Raw genomic sequence first — 16,291 nt, forward strand, 5'->3', positions numbered from 1 at the left:
AAATGATTGAAAAAATTATAGGATCGCTTGATTAACTAAAAACATCTTTTATTGTAATCCCTGAGCCAGCGACTGTCTATGCTCGAAGGTTTCAAATGACGTAAGGTTTTAGATAGAAATAACATGCCAATAGATTGGTAGTTAATGGATAGAAAGAATCGGTTTCTAAGGAGAAAGCCTTATTATTAAAGGCTTTGCCGTTCCTTGAAAAATGATTGGGTTGATTCTGTGGAATTTTTACATAATTAAATGTCTATTTATTAATCTTTTATTAAGAATTGATTGCTAGCTTTGTAATTATATTGAAATCATTTTAACTTTTTTATTAAAGGAGTGTTTGGAGATGGGAGTTAGTCAAGAGTCTTCTTTTGATGAAACGGAAGTAGAGGCGGGGCCGTCCCGTAACCGGCGATGGGGTCGCTGGATCGGCTGGGGGATTGTTATTATTGTCGTCTTGTTAGCGGCTTGGTGGGGTTATCATTATTATAAATCACATAAGACACGTGCTGCTGCAGGATCGTTTACCCCGACCGCTCAAGTGACGCGAGGAAATATCGATGTGACGGTGTCCGGATCGGGCAGTCTCCAGCCTGTTCATACGGCTACAATTACAGGCGCTAATCAGGAGACGATTGATACAGTGAAGGTAAAAGAGGGAGATAAAGTGAAGAAGGGTCAGGTGATTGCGACACTTGATTCATCCAGCACTCAGGATCAAATCAACCAAGATGAAGTTAATCTTCAGAAGGATCAGCTCCAGCTCTCACAAAACGAAGACCAGTTAACGGATTTAGAGAATGGAACAGCAACGACTGAAACGACGACAACCAGTCAATCAAATGGTCCAAACTCTGATCAAGGAACAAGTCAGAATTCTAACCAAAGCAGTACTAACACACAGGATCAAATTGATAACTTGAAAGTCACCATCGAAGAGGCTAAGCTGGATATTTCTCAGTTAGAATCAACGATCGCCTCTCTTAAGAAACAAGTGGCGAATGCGACGATTAAAGCACCAATTACTGGAACGATCGACACACTTGGCATTAAGAACGGGGATCAGGTTAGTTCTAGTACAACGGTTGCCACGATTACGAACTACTCAAGTATGGAATTGGTCACACAGGTCGATGAGCTCGATATTTCGCAAGTGAAGAAAGGTCAAACCGCTACGATCACGGTCGATGCTCTATCCGGTCAAAAGTTTACAGGTAAGGTTACAAAAATTGCAAAACAAGGAACATCCACGAATGGTGTTGCGACGTTTGATGTTACCGTGAAACTGGATTCAATTAAAAATGCTCTTTCAGGAATGACAGCAGAAGCCAGCATTCTAGTACAGTCGAAAAAGAATGTCTTAATGCTTCCGATCGAAGCCGTGCAAACAAATGGAACGAATCATTATGTGCTTCTTTCAGATGGAACTGGTTCTGGACAAGCTGGCCAAGCAACAGGATCGAGCGAGGGGTCTAGCGGTTCTAGCCATTCATCTGGTGAAGGTTATGGTAACCGCGGTTCGAACGGCTATAGTGGTAAAGCAAATGGCGCTGGCGGCTATTCACGCGGGGCAGCAGCAAGCGGCGGAACCTTTAAGATGCAGCCTGTTCAAGTGGGTGTGCATAACGATAATTATATTGAAATCACTTCCGGCTTAAGCGAGGGTGACGTGGTCCGAATTCCAAATACCACAACCTCTTCCTCTTCTTCTGCAACGAGTAAATTTGGCGGCGGTATGGGTATGATGGGCGGTAGCTTTGGAGGCATGAGCGGTGGCTTTGGAGGTATGAGCGGCGGTTATGGATCGCGCGGAAGAAGCTTTAGCGGCGGTTCAAGCGGTGTTGGCTCAAGCAGCGGAGGCTCGAGCAGCTCGAGTGGAGGGAGTAAGTAATGACCTCAAAGCGCGCATTAATAGACATTAAGAATTTGTCGAAGTTTTATAAAATGGGAGGTGAAACGGTGAAGGCTCTTAATAAAGTGAGCCTTACCGTTTCAAAAGGAGATTTCCTTGCCATTATAGGTCCTTCAGGATCAGGAAAATCCACGTTAATGAATATGATCGGTTGTTTGGACCTGCCAACTTCTGGTGAGTATTGGCTTGACCAGGAACCCATCAATCAGCTTAAAGACAATCAGCTTGCTCAGATTCGAAACCGAAAAATTGGCTTTATTTTTCAAAGCTTTAATTTGCTCTCTAAGCTCAATGCTCTTGAGAACGTCGAGCTTCCGCTTATCTATCAAGGCGTTCCGACTAAAGAACGGCATAAGGCCGCCTTTGAGGCATTGGAAAAAGTGGGATTAGGCGATCGGGCCCATCACCGTCCATCTGAGTTATCAGGCGGTCAACAGCAGCGTGTGGCTATTGCTCGGGCATTAGCGACGAATCCGCCAATTTTATTGGCCGATGAACCAACAGGCGCTTTGGATACGAAAACCGGGCATGAGGTCATGACCTTGATGAAGCAGCTCAATGAAATAGGGCACACCATTGTATTGATTACGCATGACCTGACCATTGCTGAACAAGCAAAGCGGGTCGTTCATATACAAGATGGGGTGTTGACAGAAGGGGGTGCTGTCACCCGTGAATATCGGTCAAGGGTTTAAAATGGCCTTCAAAAGCATTATGGGAAACAAGCTAAGGACGGTTCTCACGATGCTTGGGATTATAATTGGGGTTACATCTGTTATTACATTAGTTTCACTTGGTAAAGGAACATCAGCCGAGGTGAGTGAGCAGGTTCAAAGCCTCGGCTCCAACCTCCTAACAGTTAATATTATGGGGAGGGGCGCAACAACAACAATCAGCTATGACGATGCGATGTCCTTGCAGAAATTAACTGGTGTTCAATACGTGGCCCCTGTTAAACAGTCTTCAGAGACGATTAAATATGGGACAACAAGTGAAGATAATGTCAGCGTTATTGGGACGAACCAAGATTATTTGAATGTGCGTCAGTATCAGGTCGCTAACGGACGCTTTATTGCACCGATTGATTTAGAGTATTATCAAAAAGTTGCGGTTGTCGGCTCCACCGTTGCTCAGGAATTATTCGGTTTCACTAGTCCTGTGGGACAAAGCATTCAGATCAACGGAATCCATTTTACCGTTGTCGGATTGCTTCAATCAAAAGGCGATTCATCATCAGGTGATAACGATGATGTGGTCATGATTCCTGAAACAACAGCTGAGCGCATCTTTCAGTCTAAAGGGGTCGGAAGTGTCTATGTTCAGGCAACAGATGCTGACCAGACGAATCTGGTTGTGAATGAGCTCAATTACAAAATGAGTCAGCTCTTCCGTGGTGACACAGATAGCTATAGTGTGTTAAACCAACAAGATATCATCAATACGATGAGTTCTGTGTCGAATACACTTTCGATGGCTCTCGGCGGTGTTGCGGCGATTTCATTATTAGTCGGCGGAATTGGAATTATGAATATCATGCTTGTATCGGTGACGGAGCGAACGCGGGAGATTGGGATTCGTAAGGCAATCGGGGCGCGAAAACGGGATATCCTCCTGCAGTTTCTCATCGAATCGATAGCGATGAGCGGTATTGGGGGACTTCTAGGGATAGCGCTTGGGGTCGGCTTGACCTTTGGGATCGGCAAGTTTACAAGCATTACGGCCGTTTACTCAACGAATATCATTCTGTTATCGTTCTTCTTTTCATTGGCAATTGGCGTCATTTTTGGTATCTTCCCAGCTAATAAAGCAGCGAAACTGAAACCAATTGACGCACTTAAATTTGATTAATGATATAACAGCCATTTGGGGAGCTTATCTACATAAATAGGCTCCCTATTTATTTGCACACATTTTGTCAAATAAAGTCGATAAATATCGACTTGTTGTCTTGCTATCTACTTGATAGTTTTTGAAATGGTGGGTTAAAAGACCTATGATATTTATGGGTCTATTGGAGGTGTTCCCCTAAAAATGGTAAAAAGATCTAGTGGGTTTCAGGTGTGGAATGGAGTGGTTATCCATAAAATGTACGCCAATCGCCCCGTTTTAATCGGCTTATTTCAATATATGCCTTGTATATAAGGTATCGCGCCGATGCTTTCGAAGAGGATGAAAAATTTGTGGGGGTAAAATTAACCTAAAACCTAAAATGGGTCTTTTGTACTATTTAACTTATGGCGCGAATTTGATAGATTTATGTCATAAAAGATCGAGCGATACAGAGTCTTGCTTGATCTCGATAAAGGCAAAGCTGGTGAAAGCCAGTGACGCAAAGCTACAGGGGCTAAAGTGTTTGACACGATGCCAGCCAGTTACCGAAAGATCAGTGGGGCTATGTTTGTTATAGCGGAAACGGGTTATTTTGAACCCCCCACCTTTCGGAAAAAGGCGGGGGGTTTTTTCAATGAAGAAGGGGGGCTCGGATGGAATTAGTCAATGTGACTTCGGGCAAACAATTAGCTGGAAACGTAGAACAGGCTGCTACATTTGGCAAACGTCTTAAAGGTTTAATGTTTCGCCATCATTTATCTATGGATTCTGCCATGTATTTAGCACCATGCCGCTCTATTCATACGTTTTTCATGAAGTTTCCAATCGATGTCCTCTATGTGGATTCAGAAAACAACATTGTCAGTCTTGAAAAAAACATGCCGCCTGGGAAAGTTGGAAAGACAGTTCGTCACGCCAAGTACGTGATTGAACTGAATGCAGGCAGGATTGACCAAACCGACACACAAATTGGTCATAAGCTTGCTTTTGTTGGAAAAGGAAGACGCAGCAAACGTTAAAACTAAAAAACTACTAAATTTTAAAAAATCAAGGAGGATTTTTTATGTTAAACAAAATTAAAGGGTTATTCGTTGAAGAAGAAGGACAAGGTATGGCAGAGTACGGCTTGATCATCGGTCTAGTAGCGGTTGTGTTGATTGGATCAATCGTTATTTTTAGAAAGAACCTTGAAGATATGTTCTCTGGTATTAGCCTTTCAGATCCAGGGGACGCCAGTAATTAAATATTCCTATTAAAGGCATGCACTTTTATGTGAATGTTCAAAGAAGCTCTACGGTGAGGATCGTAGGGCTTTTTTTCAAGGTTTAAAAGATACAGAGAGGGTGAACGGCCGTGTGGTTGAATGGTCTGCTTCTTGTCGTTCTTGGAATATCGGTCTATACCGATTTAAAGAGCCGAAAAATTTATAACAAAGTGATTTTGCCTGCGCTCCTTGCAGCACTTGCGGTTAATAGCATGATCGGCGGCTGGAGAGGTTTCGATCATTCTTTGTTAGGATTATTAGTTGGTTTTTCGATTTTGCTCATCCCTTACTTTATGGGAGGGATTGGAGCAGGTGATGTGAAACTGCTTGCGGCTGTTGGGGCAATAAAAGGGACTATATTTGTTATACAAGCCTCAATCTTCATGGCCTTGATTGGCGGTGTCATAGGACTCTGTCTCCTCTTATTTAAAAAAGGTGTTATTAAAAACCTTATCAGCTTTTTATTAAGCAGGAGGGCAGGGGTCAAAACTCCCTTGTTTCTAGATAAAACGAAAAAATGGTTTCCTTATGGTGTTGCGATTGCCGGAGGTGCTGTTCTCGGACTGATCATGCATGGGTCGGTTTGGCTATGGAACTGAAAAATGGGCAGAAGTGCAAGAGGGGAGAAATTTCACCGTCTAAAGAAGATAAAAAGGCTTGTTTCACAGTCTTCAAAAGGCTGATGAAGAGAGAAGAGGGGCAATCTTTAGTCGAATTTGCGCTTACGGCTCCGATCCTCTTACTTTTAATGGCAGGCATTGTCAATTTTGGTTTTATCTTTTATACCTATCTAAATATGACTATTACAACCCAAGAGTCAGCCCGATTAGCCAGTCTTGGCAAGTCGGATTGTCAGGTGGGTGACTATATAAATCAAAATCTGAACGTTATGGGAGAAGACAAGCTGGTACTTCCCAGCTGCTCCACTTATAATACGACCTCTACCTCCAAATCATTGGTGGCAACGGTGAATCCGATTGGTTCGTCACGGAAATCGGGGGATACCGTTACGGTGACTTTAACGTATTCAATCAGCAACCTCACCCCCATTTTAAATCAATTTCTGAAACCTGTTACGCTCACCACAAAAACGAGCATACTTGTGGAATAAAAAAAATAAAACACGTTTTGACTAAACAAGACGGGTTGACCTCAATCCTTGAAAGCTGTTTTAGAGAGGATGAAACAAGGTCTACTGTGTCTAGAGCATAGATTCATGTGGATCAAGTACCAAACATCAGGTGCCTATACATCAAAGCTAGTAAAGCAGGTGAAGCTAATGAGACGATTCTTACTTTTATTATTGGCTCTTGTCATGGCAGGAGTTACGACTTATCTCTTTTATACCTATATGCAGAAGGCACCGTCACAGTCAGCAACGGCACCAGTTGACAGGGTCACTGTTGTCGTAGCGAAAGAATCAATTCCAGAAAATACGAAGGTGACCGATAAAATGGTGGAGCTTGCATCGGTCCCTAAAACAAGCCTTCAGCCTGATGCAGTTACTTCTTTGGATCAGGTGATTGGAAAGCTTACGAAGATCGATATTGAACCTAATGAAATGCTCTTAACCCATCATCTTGAATCCCTTAAAGACGCTGCCTTGCTTTCTCATAAAATTAAACCAGGCTATCGTGCTATTACATTACAGGCTAAAAACATATCTGATACGGTTGCTAATTTGGATCAGCCTGGTGATCATGTGGATGTCCTCCTCGAACAGAATGGAAAGCCTTCGACCTTACTCGTGTTAAGCAATGTCTTAGTTCTAGCGGTCGATGGGAAAATGACACCATCCACTAAAACCCCTGACATGAGCAGTCCCTATACGATGACAACACTTGAAGTCAATCTTCAGGATGCCATGAAGCTTGCAACGGCTGAGCAGAAGGGCGAGATCAAATTTATTCTTCGAAGTGCCATTCCTGCTTCTTAAGGAGGGAATCGTGTTCTATGGTAGATCAAGCCGCTATGAATTCAAAACGAAATAAAGGGGAATTAATTGTCGTTTGTGGAGCAAAGGGAGGGATCGGAAAAACGCTGATCTCGATTAACTTGGCCATTGCTCTTCAAAAGAATCGTAAGCAAGTTGCTTTATGGGATGGCGATTTTCAATTTGGAGACGTTGATATCTCATTAAATCTTCAACCCACTTTTACAATGGAGGAAGTGATTGAAAGCATGGACTCTTTGGACCAGTACTCGCTAGAAAGTTTAATGACTGTCCATGAAAGTGGTGTGGCGGTGCTTCCGGCGCCACGTCGTCCGGAATTTGCTGATCTAGTAACTCCGGCGATTCTCACAAAGACGTTGAACTTGTTGCTTGAGAGATATGAAAGAGTGGTTGTGGATACTGGGGCCGGGATAACTGAACAGAGTTTATCACTCTTAGAACAAGCTGACCAAATTTTGCTTGTTACCACTTCTGGTCTTTCCCCAGTAAAGCATACCAAATCGATCCTAGAGATTTTTGATGCATTAGAGCTTCGTGAGCGTGTGCGTGTCGTGATTAACCGTTCGACCATGGAGTCAATGGCACCCATTGAGAAAATACTTGAGACGCTTCAAATTGATACAGCTTATACAGTCCCCAATAATTTTTCAGTGGCACATGCTTCGCTTGACGAAGGCAGGCCGCTCACACTATATAAATCGAAATCCGATGTCGCCAGAGCCATTTTTAAGATGGCAGAGACCATGGAAACAGGCGCACCGATTGATCCGATTGTACCACCGAAAACCTCTTTTTTTAAAAAGCATTCTCTTAAACATTGAAAAAAGAAGGGACCGTGATACCATGGGACTTTTTGAACGTATGCAAAAAAAGAAACTATCTCAAACTGTGGCCTCTAATATAAACAATGACAACGGTTCAGCTCCCCAAGAAAAGGAGAAAGTGATCGTTGATGAAAAGACAGGGGCTCTTGAATATGAAAGACGCGCTCCTGTTGAACCGGAAGAAGAAACGCTGGACCTGCCTTTAAGGAGAAGGGTATCTTTTTCATCCAAAGACGAACAGGAGATTGCTCGAAAAGGTCCAGTTAAGGCTTCTCAAATAGAGCAAGAAATAGGGAGCACGACCTATTCCCCAAAACCAAAAGAAAAGTCTTGGGGGGAGCAGCAAGCACTTGATGAAGTCGATGTGAAGGGGGAGCATTCTCTTTCAGAAGGCAGCCATCGTGGTCAATCTGATCGCTTTTTGTCACTTGCTCAAGAGATGCAAACAGTGCTCTTAAAAGAATACGATGACCTAGAAATTAGGACGAGAAGCCCCGAAGAGTCTTACGGATTGTTTGAGGCTGGACCCGAGGTGTATAAGGGACATCAGGCGGTAAATGCGGCTGAGTTTTCGGATGAAAATCAGGTGCTTCAAGGGGAGAACCTATCAAGCCGCCCTATTGAGGTAAAAGAAGTGCCGGTAGCTGAGGACATGCCTCAAGCTTCCAAAACGCTTTCTATGAAGCTAAATGAGCACTTAAACGGTGAAAAGATCAGCTTGTCGGCTAAACTGCATTCTTCAAAGCCAGAACTTCCAACTGATAAATTGAAAAGTGAAACACACCGTTTACCTGATAAGCAGCAAAAACTTAAGGACGAACTCCAAAAAAGGATTATCAATGATTACCGCACGACTGATGTCTCTGAGATTATTGAGCAATTAGATAGTTTGGTGCTCGAGATTATTAAAGAAGACGATACCTTAAAAGGATCGATTGATCGCAAGCAGGTCGTTGAAGAAGTAACCAATGAGCTCAATGGATTTGGTCCCATTAATCCTCTTTTATTAGATGAAGAGATCTCCGAGGTGATGGTCAACGGTCCTCTTCAGGTATATGCCGAGAAAAAAGGGAAGCTGGTTCTAACCGATGTTCAGTTTCGTGACGATGAACATGTCATGAATATTATTGAGAGAATCGTAGCTCCGCTTGGGAGACGGATCGATGAGAGCAGCCCTATGGTAGACGCGCGCCTTCCGGATGGCTCGCGGGTGAATGCGATCATTCCGCCGCTTGCCCTCAATGGTCCGACGTTGACGATTCGTAAGTTCTCAAAGGATCCATTTAAGGTTTCGGACTTAGTCCGTTTTGGAACGCTCAGTGAGGAAATGGCAGTCTTTCTAGATGCCTGCATTAAGGCTCGTTTAAATGTTTTCGTCAGTGGCGGGACAGGTTCAGGAAAGACAACCACATTGAACGTTCTCTCGTCGTTTATTCCGGACGATGAACGAATTATAACGATTGAGGATGCGGCCGAACTGCAATTGAGCCAAGAGCATGTCGTATCACTTGAAACCCGGCCGCCAAATATTGAAGGAAATGGCGGCATCACGATTCGTGACCTTGTTCGAAATTCATTGCGAATGAGACCAGAGCGCATTATTATTGGTGAGGTTCGGGGAGCAGAGGCGCTTGACATGCTTCAAGCGATGAATACGGGTCATGACGGGTCTCTTGCTACAGGTCACTCTAATAGTCCAAGGGACATGCTGTCACGACTTGAAACCATGGTTATGATGGCTGGAATGGAGCTCCCGATTAAAGCCATTCGTGAACAGATTGCGGGTGCTATTGATCTGGTTATTCAGCAAACCCGATTGAAGGACGGTTCTCGTAAAATCACACAAATCACGGAAGTTCAAGGACTTGAAGGTGATATTATTGTCCTTCAAGACATCTTTACTCTTGAGCAACAGGGAATGGATGCGGATGGAAAGGTCATAGGTGACCTCGTCCCAACTGGCGTGCTTCCGACTTTTTATGAGCGGTTTGAATATGCAGGGATTAAGATTCCTAATTCCATCTTTTTTAGGACTTAACCATGAAGACTTCTTGATGGCCTTTATAAATCATATTTCCTGGAAAATTTTTAAGTGGTTTAAGTAAAACACAGCCCCCTTCAAAAGCTTGCGTTTAGCCAGTTTTTCAAAATAAGAAACGGAGTTGAGCCGTATGGCTGCCCTACTTTCTTCCTTTTTAGTTTTCACATTTCTCTTGTTTTCCTGGCTGCTCTTGACGTTTTTTAAAGGCAAAAAGGACGTCCGGAAACGGCTTGACTTTTATTTACAGTTAGAAGGGAATTCAATGGATGCGGTTGTGCATGAGACGAAGGCACGTCTGACGTTATCAGCAAAATTAAAGAGGATTAATAAGAGTCTTAAAAGCAGACTAACTATGAAAAGAAACAGTGATAAGCTCGTCGCTTTTCTCAGAAGTGCCGGTGTCCATTGGCAGCCGGGTGAATATATGGCGTTTCGGGTTATTGCTGCGATCATTGCTGCCGGGCTGCTTGACATCCTCCATGTAAGCTGGGTGCTGCCGATATTAGGAGCCTTTATTGGTTTCTTTTATCCAAAATTATGGGTATCAGGCAAACGAAAAAAACGATTGAAACAGTTTAATGACGGTTTGGCCGATATGATTTCTTCATTGATCAATTCGCTTCGGGCAGGCTTTAGCTTTCTCCAAGCTCTGAAAGCTGTAGAAGAGGAATCAGAAGAACCGATTAAGGGAGAAATTGGCCAGGTGTTAAAAGAAATGCAATACGGATCAAGCCTTGAAGAAGCTCTGAAAAATCTTTATGAGCGTGTGCCAAGCGATGATTTGGATATCCTCATACAAGCGGTATTGATTCAAAGACAAGTGGGCGGCAACCTGGCAACTGTTCTTTCGAGCATTGTTGAAACCATTAGAGAGCGAATTAAGCTTCAGGGTCAAGTGAAAACATTAACGGCTCAAGGTAAGATGTCGGGTATGGTGATCGGAGGCTTGCCGTTTGGGTTAGGCGGTATCATTTTTGTTATTTCGCCTTCTTATATGAGCGCACTGTTTCATAACGTTATTGGGATACTATTAATTAGTGTCGCAGTCGTATCAGGTATTATTGGATTTGTGCTGATCCAGAAAATAACGAAAGTGGAGGTGTAGACATGCTTTATTTTGCCTTTTTTGTTACGATCTTTCTCTTTTTGGCCGCGATTATTTTAGTTCCTGCTTCTAAACAAAAAAAGGCAGATCGGCTTGCAGTCTATCTGGATGGAGAACTTCCACAGGTAGCGTTGCTTGAAAAAGAAAAGACAAAAGGGCCCTCCTCATTCAATCTCTTAATTAAATCACTCTGGACAAGACTTGCCGCCTTATCTAAAAAGCGAGTCTCACCAAAGAAACTGGCTAGGCTTGAACTTAAGCTTTTAAAGGCAGGTTCGCCGATGAATATGTCGCCGATCGATTTCCGTCTTCTTCAATTAGTCTCTCTTTTAGGCGTGTCTCTTTTGTTTGGCGGTATGGCACTTGCGATGCATTTATCTGACACCTATATTTTTCTGCTTGTTTTGGTTGGAATCGTCTATGGCGCGATCCTGCCAACCACTTTGCTCAATTCCCGAATTAAACGGCGAGCCAAAGAGGCTTTGCGTGAACTACCTGATTTTGTAGATTTATTGACGGTCAGCCTTGAAGCAGGTCTAGGTTTTGATGCAGCTATCTCTAAGGTTATAGAAAAGCGGCAAGGGGTCTTATCTGATGAATTCCGTCTATGCCTTGACCATATCCGTCTTGGGAAAACTAGACGGGAAGGACTATTAGGGATCAAGCAAAGGCTAGAAGTTGAAGAAATTGCCACACTCCTTAACAGCATTGTCCGCGCCGAAAAGCTTGGGGTTGGGATGGTGCAGATTCTCCGTATTCAATCCGTAGATGTAAGGGAAAAGAGGAGACAGAGGGCCGAGGAAACAGCGATGAAGGCACCGATTAAAATGCTCTTTCCGCTTGTCATTTTCATTTTTCCTAGTCTTTTTATTACGATCCTTGGTCCGGCTGTTATACAAGCGATTAGTTCATTCAGTGGAAAATGAAATAGGGTGAAGCTATGGTGAGAAAACTAAAAGCTTTATGGCGGGATCAAAGCGGGCAGTCTCTTGTTCTTTTTGTTCTTTTACTTCCTATCCTCCTCGGAATGGCTGGATTAACCGTTGATGTGGGTTATTTCTATGTTGAAAAGCAGCATATGCAAAGTGCTGTGGATTCTTCTGCACTCTCAGGAGCTCAGACTCTTATCAATAATCCAGACAATGTTGATCAGGTAACCAAAGAAATTGGGGAGGATAATAATCTTAACCCAGGAAATATGGTCGTGACATCAGATACGTCTCAGAATACGGTTAAAGTCGAGTATTCCCAAGTTGTTCCAACCTTTTTTATGCGTGTTCTTAATATCGATTCAAGAACTATAAATGTGTCTGCAACTGCCCAGGCCTCTCAAATGCCGGGCTCTCAAGTTTTTAATTATACTATCTTCTCTAATGAAGATCTTACGATGTCTTCGAGTACTTTTGATGTAAAGGGCATGGTCCACGTCAATGGAAAATCAGGCATCTATACAAGCAGCAGTTATTTTGAACAACGTTTTGAAGCGGTGGGGCCATTATCTCAAGGAGGAAGGAACACCTTTTATCAGCTGGTGCAAAACGCGAGTCCTGTCTCAATGCCAACTTTTGATATTAATTATTATAAAAATAATGCCACGACCGTTTATTCGAGCAGCAAGAATTTTTCTAATACCCAATTAAATATTAACGGGATTGTCTTTGTAAATGGAGATGTGACCATATCTGGAAGCAGTATTACAGGTAATGGGACAATTGTAGCGACGGGGAATATGACTATTTCTTCGAGCAGTTTGACTTATTCGAGTGATCAAAATGCTCTCGGCTTCTTTTCGGGTAATGGAAATATTTCTTTATCATTTAGCAACGCCACGGTTAATGGATTTTTTTATGCACCCAATGGAACTATTAATGTTTCGGGTTCGAGTGCCACGTTTAATGGTGGACTTATTGCGGGGAACGGGGTTATTGTTTCTGGGAGTTCAATGAATTTTAATTATGATGCCAAAATTAAAACACTGCTTCCCCAGCAAAAAGCGACAGTCAAGTTGACTGAATAGGATTCGCTTTTGACTTAAAAGTAACAAATGAAAAACACATAAAAATGAGGATGAGAGGGTGGAGATGCCTTTCATCCTTATTTTTTTATAGGATCAGAAATAAAATTTTAGCAAGAATGACGCAGGCGAATTTTTTAGGAACAAAATTATAAGTGCAACTGGGCGACCGCCAAGTTTTCTTTACTGACCTTCCTCAGCAGTTAATCGACAAATATCGGATGAAAAGTTGTAGAAAAAAACTTATTCATGAAGGATTGAACGAGATTTTGGTGAACGATTCTTGCCCTTGACCATAAAATTCTATGGAATAATTAAATCAAAGGCTGACAAGTATAGATTAAGAGCGTAAATTTTGCGCTTGAAGTTTACCTCAGCAATGATCCATGCTCAAGAGAGTAAAGATAGGAGGGTGTATGTTCCAATGAGTAAATGGGGAACTAATCCGAAAGCGATCGTGACAAGGTTAGGGGTGTGTCTGGCCGTGTTGCTTGGTCTTCTAATAATTGGAGATCAGGTAATGGGAGACGTTTCAAAGCCGCAAGATGCGGATGCAGCCACATCTCGGGCAGGGGTGGTGGCGACTGAACAGGCAGGTGGCTTGAAGATGTCTAAACAGCCTCATTCAGACTCTAAGACGCTGTTGGTTATCCCAGATGGTCATTCCGTTCAAACGCTTTCTGAGCAGGACGGTTGGGCCTATATTTCCTATCAAGCTAAAGAAGGATATGTGCCCGCCAAGGCGATTCGCTATTACTCTCATTTTTCTATGAAAGAGGCTCAATCGATAACAGAACGCGTGATTGAGCAGCAGAGACAAACGTGGAAGACGAATTTGACAAAAGCTCAGATCCATACCATCATGGCACCGAACTTTACTCGAGAATACATAAATAAATACATGAATCAGCAGTTTCGGGCAGCGGGAAAAAGTAAGACAGGAACGCCGCTGTATCACATTAAAGAAACGGAAATCTATGGGTATGCAATTGATGCCTTTGAATGGACAGGAAAACACGGCACCGAAAAGCCGAAAGTGATATATTATGAGCAGGATGGGAAGGCTTATTTACAAATTTCCCAGTATCATGAAAATGAAGAAAGCGGCAATCATTTGAGCACTTTATATTTGACCAAAGCGGCACCGGACGCGAGCTGGAAGGTAACGGATTATATGACGGTTTATTAATCGGCTAAGGGAAATATGCCTTTTTTCTTATATAATTTAGGTATCAAATTAAGCGGGTGGATATGATGATACGTCAATAATACTCTTTGAATTTGAAGACATGGCTATAACGGTGTAGCCAGCTAAAGGAATTTCTGACAGAACGTGCTGTAATCGACAAAACTCGTGTAATTTTTCTCAAAAAGGCTCCTTTTTTCTTATTTCGTTTTTTAATAGAGATAAGAGAGAGGGTGGCTCAGCATGACCTATTATCATTCGGAAGATTTATTAAAAGAAATGGAAGCAGGCTCTGTCCATGCCTTTAATGCCTTTTATGAAAGCCATCGTGCTTATGTCTATAAATTAGCCAGTCAATTAACCCGCAATCATGCCGAAGCAGAGGATTTGTGCCATGATGTCTTTCTTGAGGTGTTTCAGAAGGCGGGGAATTTTGATCAGAGCCGCGGTTCGGTTCAGGCGTGGTTGACAATAAAAACGAAGAGTCGGTTTATTGACCGAACTCGAAGGGCAAAGCGATTCTTCCTAACACCCAATCCCTCTTACTATTCGGATTTCCACTTAGATGAGGGACCTGATCTTAACTTGATGAAAAATGAGAACATACATGAGCTATTCGAGGCGATTCGTCATCTCCCGGATGCTCAACAAGTGGCGCTGATCTCTAAGTATTTTAATGAGCATACCCAAAAGGAGATTGCTCATGCTATGAACAAGCCGCTCGGAACCGTTAAGTCACTTATTCGGTACGGGATTATTAATCTTCGAAAGCTATTAAACGAGCGCGGCTTTCTTGAGACTGAATTCGGTTCTAATTAGGCATAGGAGTCCCTCAAATGCGGTGAGGGGCTCTTTTCATATTTAAAAAGAATCCGTTTTGTTGAGACACGTTTAGGCATGCGCTCTTTCTTAATGCCCCTTTAACGCTGTCATCACCCGTCTAGGATCTGCAGGGCCTGGATGAGAGAGGGCATCCAGAATAAAAGGGTAGGCATTCTTGTTAAAAGAAATGGTGACATGTCCGGTTAGATCGGACGGGATATAGGTTTGCAGTTTGATATTGGTCGTTCGTCCTTTTTTTCCTTGAACAGCCGATTTTCCTGGGGCGTCGCTCAGAAAGGCGGAGGTGTAGGGAACCACTACTTCATCATATTGGGTCGAGATAACGGTGTAGGAAACCTTTCCGGGTGTCTCATCCCCTTGGTTGAGTTTTTGATAAAAGGGCGACCCTGTCGCCTGTTCTTCACACGAAGGGCATGTGCCTATCGACGCAATGGGATTGAACCAATTGCTGAGAGCTGTTCCATGATTGGATGGGACAAGTCCGATCAGATCGTCGACGACTCGGTCCCCTTTAAGAAATTTGATGAAATAGCGGGGCATCATGCCTCCTTGGCTATGGCCGATGATCGACACCTTTTTTGCTCTGGTATAAGTCATAACTTCTTTAATAAATTGCCTGAGTTCGCGGGCAGAGGCCGTAATGGAGCCGGCAGAAGGCTGACCCATAAACCAGCCATAGTTTAACGCATAGACACAATAACCTCGTTTGGCTAACTCCGGGGACAAAGAGAACCAGGTAAAATCCATGGTTTCCAAGGTGCCAGGTACAAGAATAATGGGTTCAGGATGTGAAGGCGTGAGCACGCAGCGAGGGTTGTTTGCTCCCTTCGGAGGTGTGCCTTGTTTCACTAAAAAGGAAGGCGCCTTCCCAGTTGGTACGGATTCGGCTTGAGCAGCAGAACTAGGATAAATTGACAGGATAATGGCAATAAGAAAGAGGGATAGACACAGCCCTTTTTTGTTGAACTTAAAGGAGGCTGACAACTCTTTGTAGCGGGTGATGGACATGCCTTTATCGACCATAACGAGACTCCTTCCATTTTACCACCTTAGTTTTGTTCAACTAACTCCTGTTTATTCGACAGGAATGCTTCCTTGTATGGGGGCCACACTAGCGGAACCTCGTTACCATTAAGCGGAGGAACGCGCCAATTTGAGGCGAATAGCGAATCCTCGTTCTTAAGTGGAGAAACAAGCTATTTGAGGGTGTATAGCGAATTCTCGTTACGCTCAACAGAAATAGGCGTAATGTCAATACGCTATCCGCCGATCAGAAGGAGATGGGCCGAAACCGGAACGGAGAGAAACGGGGAGGGAGCAT

At 43.2% G+C, this 16,291-nt stretch carries 16 protein-coding genes and 1 riboswitch; of the genes, 15 read left to right on the plus strand and 1 reads right to left on the minus strand.

Annotation, left to right across the window (positions count from 1 at the left end):
- The first annotated feature begins 343 nt into the window (after nt 1-343).
- The 15 genes from PU629_RS04175 to PU629_RS04245 all read left to right on the plus strand — a co-directional run bounded on the left by PU629_RS04175 (nt 344) and on the right by PU629_RS04245 (nt 14,946).
- Nucleotides 344-1,888: an efflux RND transporter periplasmic adaptor subunit gene (locus tag PU629_RS04175; protein WP_275283019.1), complete on the plus strand. Its 1,545-nt coding sequence runs from the start codon at nt 344-346 to the stop codon at nt 1,886-1,888.
- Complete coding sequence (locus PU629_RS04180) at nt 1,888-2,604, plus strand: ABC transporter ATP-binding protein (protein WP_275283020.1); 717 nt, start codon at nt 1,888-1,890, stop codon at nt 2,602-2,604. Before PU629_RS04175 ends, PU629_RS04180 begins: the two co-directional genes overlap by 1 nt.
- Nucleotides 2,582-3,757, plus strand: coding sequence for an ABC transporter permease (locus PU629_RS04185; protein ID WP_275283021.1), 1,176 nt, complete (start codon nt 2,582-2,584; stop codon nt 3,755-3,757). Before PU629_RS04180 ends, PU629_RS04185 begins: the two co-directional genes overlap by 23 nt.
- A gap of 446 nt (nt 3,758-4,203) precedes the next feature.
- Nucleotides 4,204-4,289: riboswitch (cyclic di-GMP riboswitch) on the plus strand.
- Between the two features lie 103 nt (nt 4,290-4,392).
- Nucleotides 4,393-4,758 carry a DUF192 domain-containing protein gene (locus PU629_RS04190; RefSeq protein ID WP_275283022.1) on the plus strand — a complete coding sequence of 122 codons (366 nt, stop codon included), beginning with the start codon at nt 4,393-4,395 and terminating at the stop codon, nt 4,756-4,758.
- A 44-nt stretch (nt 4,759-4,802) separates the two neighbouring features.
- Complete coding sequence (locus tag PU629_RS04195) at nt 4,803-4,982, plus strand: Flp family type IVb pilin (RefSeq protein WP_275283023.1); 180 nt, start codon at nt 4,803-4,805, stop codon at nt 4,980-4,982.
- A 110-nt stretch (nt 4,983-5,092) separates the two neighbouring features.
- A complete protein-coding gene (locus PU629_RS04200; protein ID WP_275283024.1) occupies nt 5,093-5,602 on the plus strand; it encodes an A24 family peptidase in 510 nt (169 codons plus the stop codon).
- Nucleotides 5,593-6,114 (plus strand): TadE/TadG family type IV pilus assembly protein, encoded by a 522-nt coding sequence (locus PU629_RS04205; RefSeq protein ID WP_275283025.1) that lies wholly within the window; start codon nt 5,593-5,595, stop codon nt 6,112-6,114. The genes PU629_RS04200 and PU629_RS04205 overlap by 10 nt, the downstream gene beginning before the upstream one ends.
- A gap of 168 nt (nt 6,115-6,282) precedes the next feature.
- Nucleotides 6,283-6,939, plus strand: coding sequence for a Flp pilus assembly protein CpaB (gene cpaB / locus PU629_RS04210; protein WP_275283026.1), 657 nt, complete (start codon nt 6,283-6,285; stop codon nt 6,937-6,939).
- Between the two features lie 17 nt (nt 6,940-6,956).
- Complete coding sequence (locus PU629_RS04215) at nt 6,957-7,778, plus strand: CpaE/TadZ family protein (protein WP_275283027.1); 822 nt, start codon at nt 6,957-6,959, stop codon at nt 7,776-7,778.
- Between the two features lie 682 nt (nt 7,779-8,460).
- Nucleotides 8,461-9,819, plus strand: coding sequence for a TadA family conjugal transfer-associated ATPase (locus PU629_RS04220; protein WP_481900499.1), 1,359 nt, complete (start codon nt 8,461-8,463; stop codon nt 9,817-9,819).
- Nucleotides 9,820-10,084: 265 nt separating this feature from the next.
- Nucleotides 10,085-10,927, plus strand: coding sequence for a type II secretion system F family protein (locus PU629_RS04225; protein ID WP_275283028.1), 843 nt, complete (start codon nt 10,085-10,087; stop codon nt 10,925-10,927).
- A 2-nt stretch (nt 10,928-10,929) separates the two neighbouring features.
- Complete coding sequence (locus PU629_RS04230) at nt 10,930-11,853, plus strand: type II secretion system F family protein (RefSeq protein ID WP_275283029.1); 924 nt, start codon at nt 10,930-10,932, stop codon at nt 11,851-11,853.
- 14 nt (nt 11,854-11,867) lie between these two features.
- A complete protein-coding gene (locus PU629_RS04235) occupies nt 11,868-12,944 on the plus strand; it encodes a pilus assembly protein TadG-related protein (protein ID WP_275283030.1) in 1,077 nt (358 codons plus the stop codon).
- A 421-nt stretch (nt 12,945-13,365) separates the two neighbouring features.
- Nucleotides 13,366-14,130 (plus strand): SH3 domain-containing protein, encoded by a 765-nt coding sequence (locus tag PU629_RS04240; protein ID WP_275283031.1) that lies wholly within the window; start codon nt 13,366-13,368, stop codon nt 14,128-14,130.
- 240 nt (nt 14,131-14,370) lie between these two features.
- Nucleotides 14,371-14,946: an RNA polymerase sigma factor gene (locus PU629_RS04245; protein WP_275283032.1), complete on the plus strand. Its 576-nt coding sequence runs from the start codon at nt 14,371-14,373 to the stop codon at nt 14,944-14,946.
- A gap of 90 nt (nt 14,947-15,036) precedes the next feature.
- Here the strand turns inward: PU629_RS04245 and PU629_RS04250 are convergent, their stop codons facing one another.
- Nucleotides 15,037-15,993: an esterase/lipase family protein gene (locus PU629_RS04250; protein ID WP_275283033.1), complete on the minus strand. Its 957-nt coding sequence runs from the start codon at nt 15,991-15,993 to the stop codon at nt 15,037-15,039.
- Nucleotides 15,994-16,291: the final 298 nt, after the last annotated feature.

This window comes from Pullulanibacillus sp. KACC 23026, assembly GCF_029094525.1.
Lineage (GTDB): Bacteria > Bacillota > Bacilli > Bacillales > Sporolactobacillaceae > KACC-23026.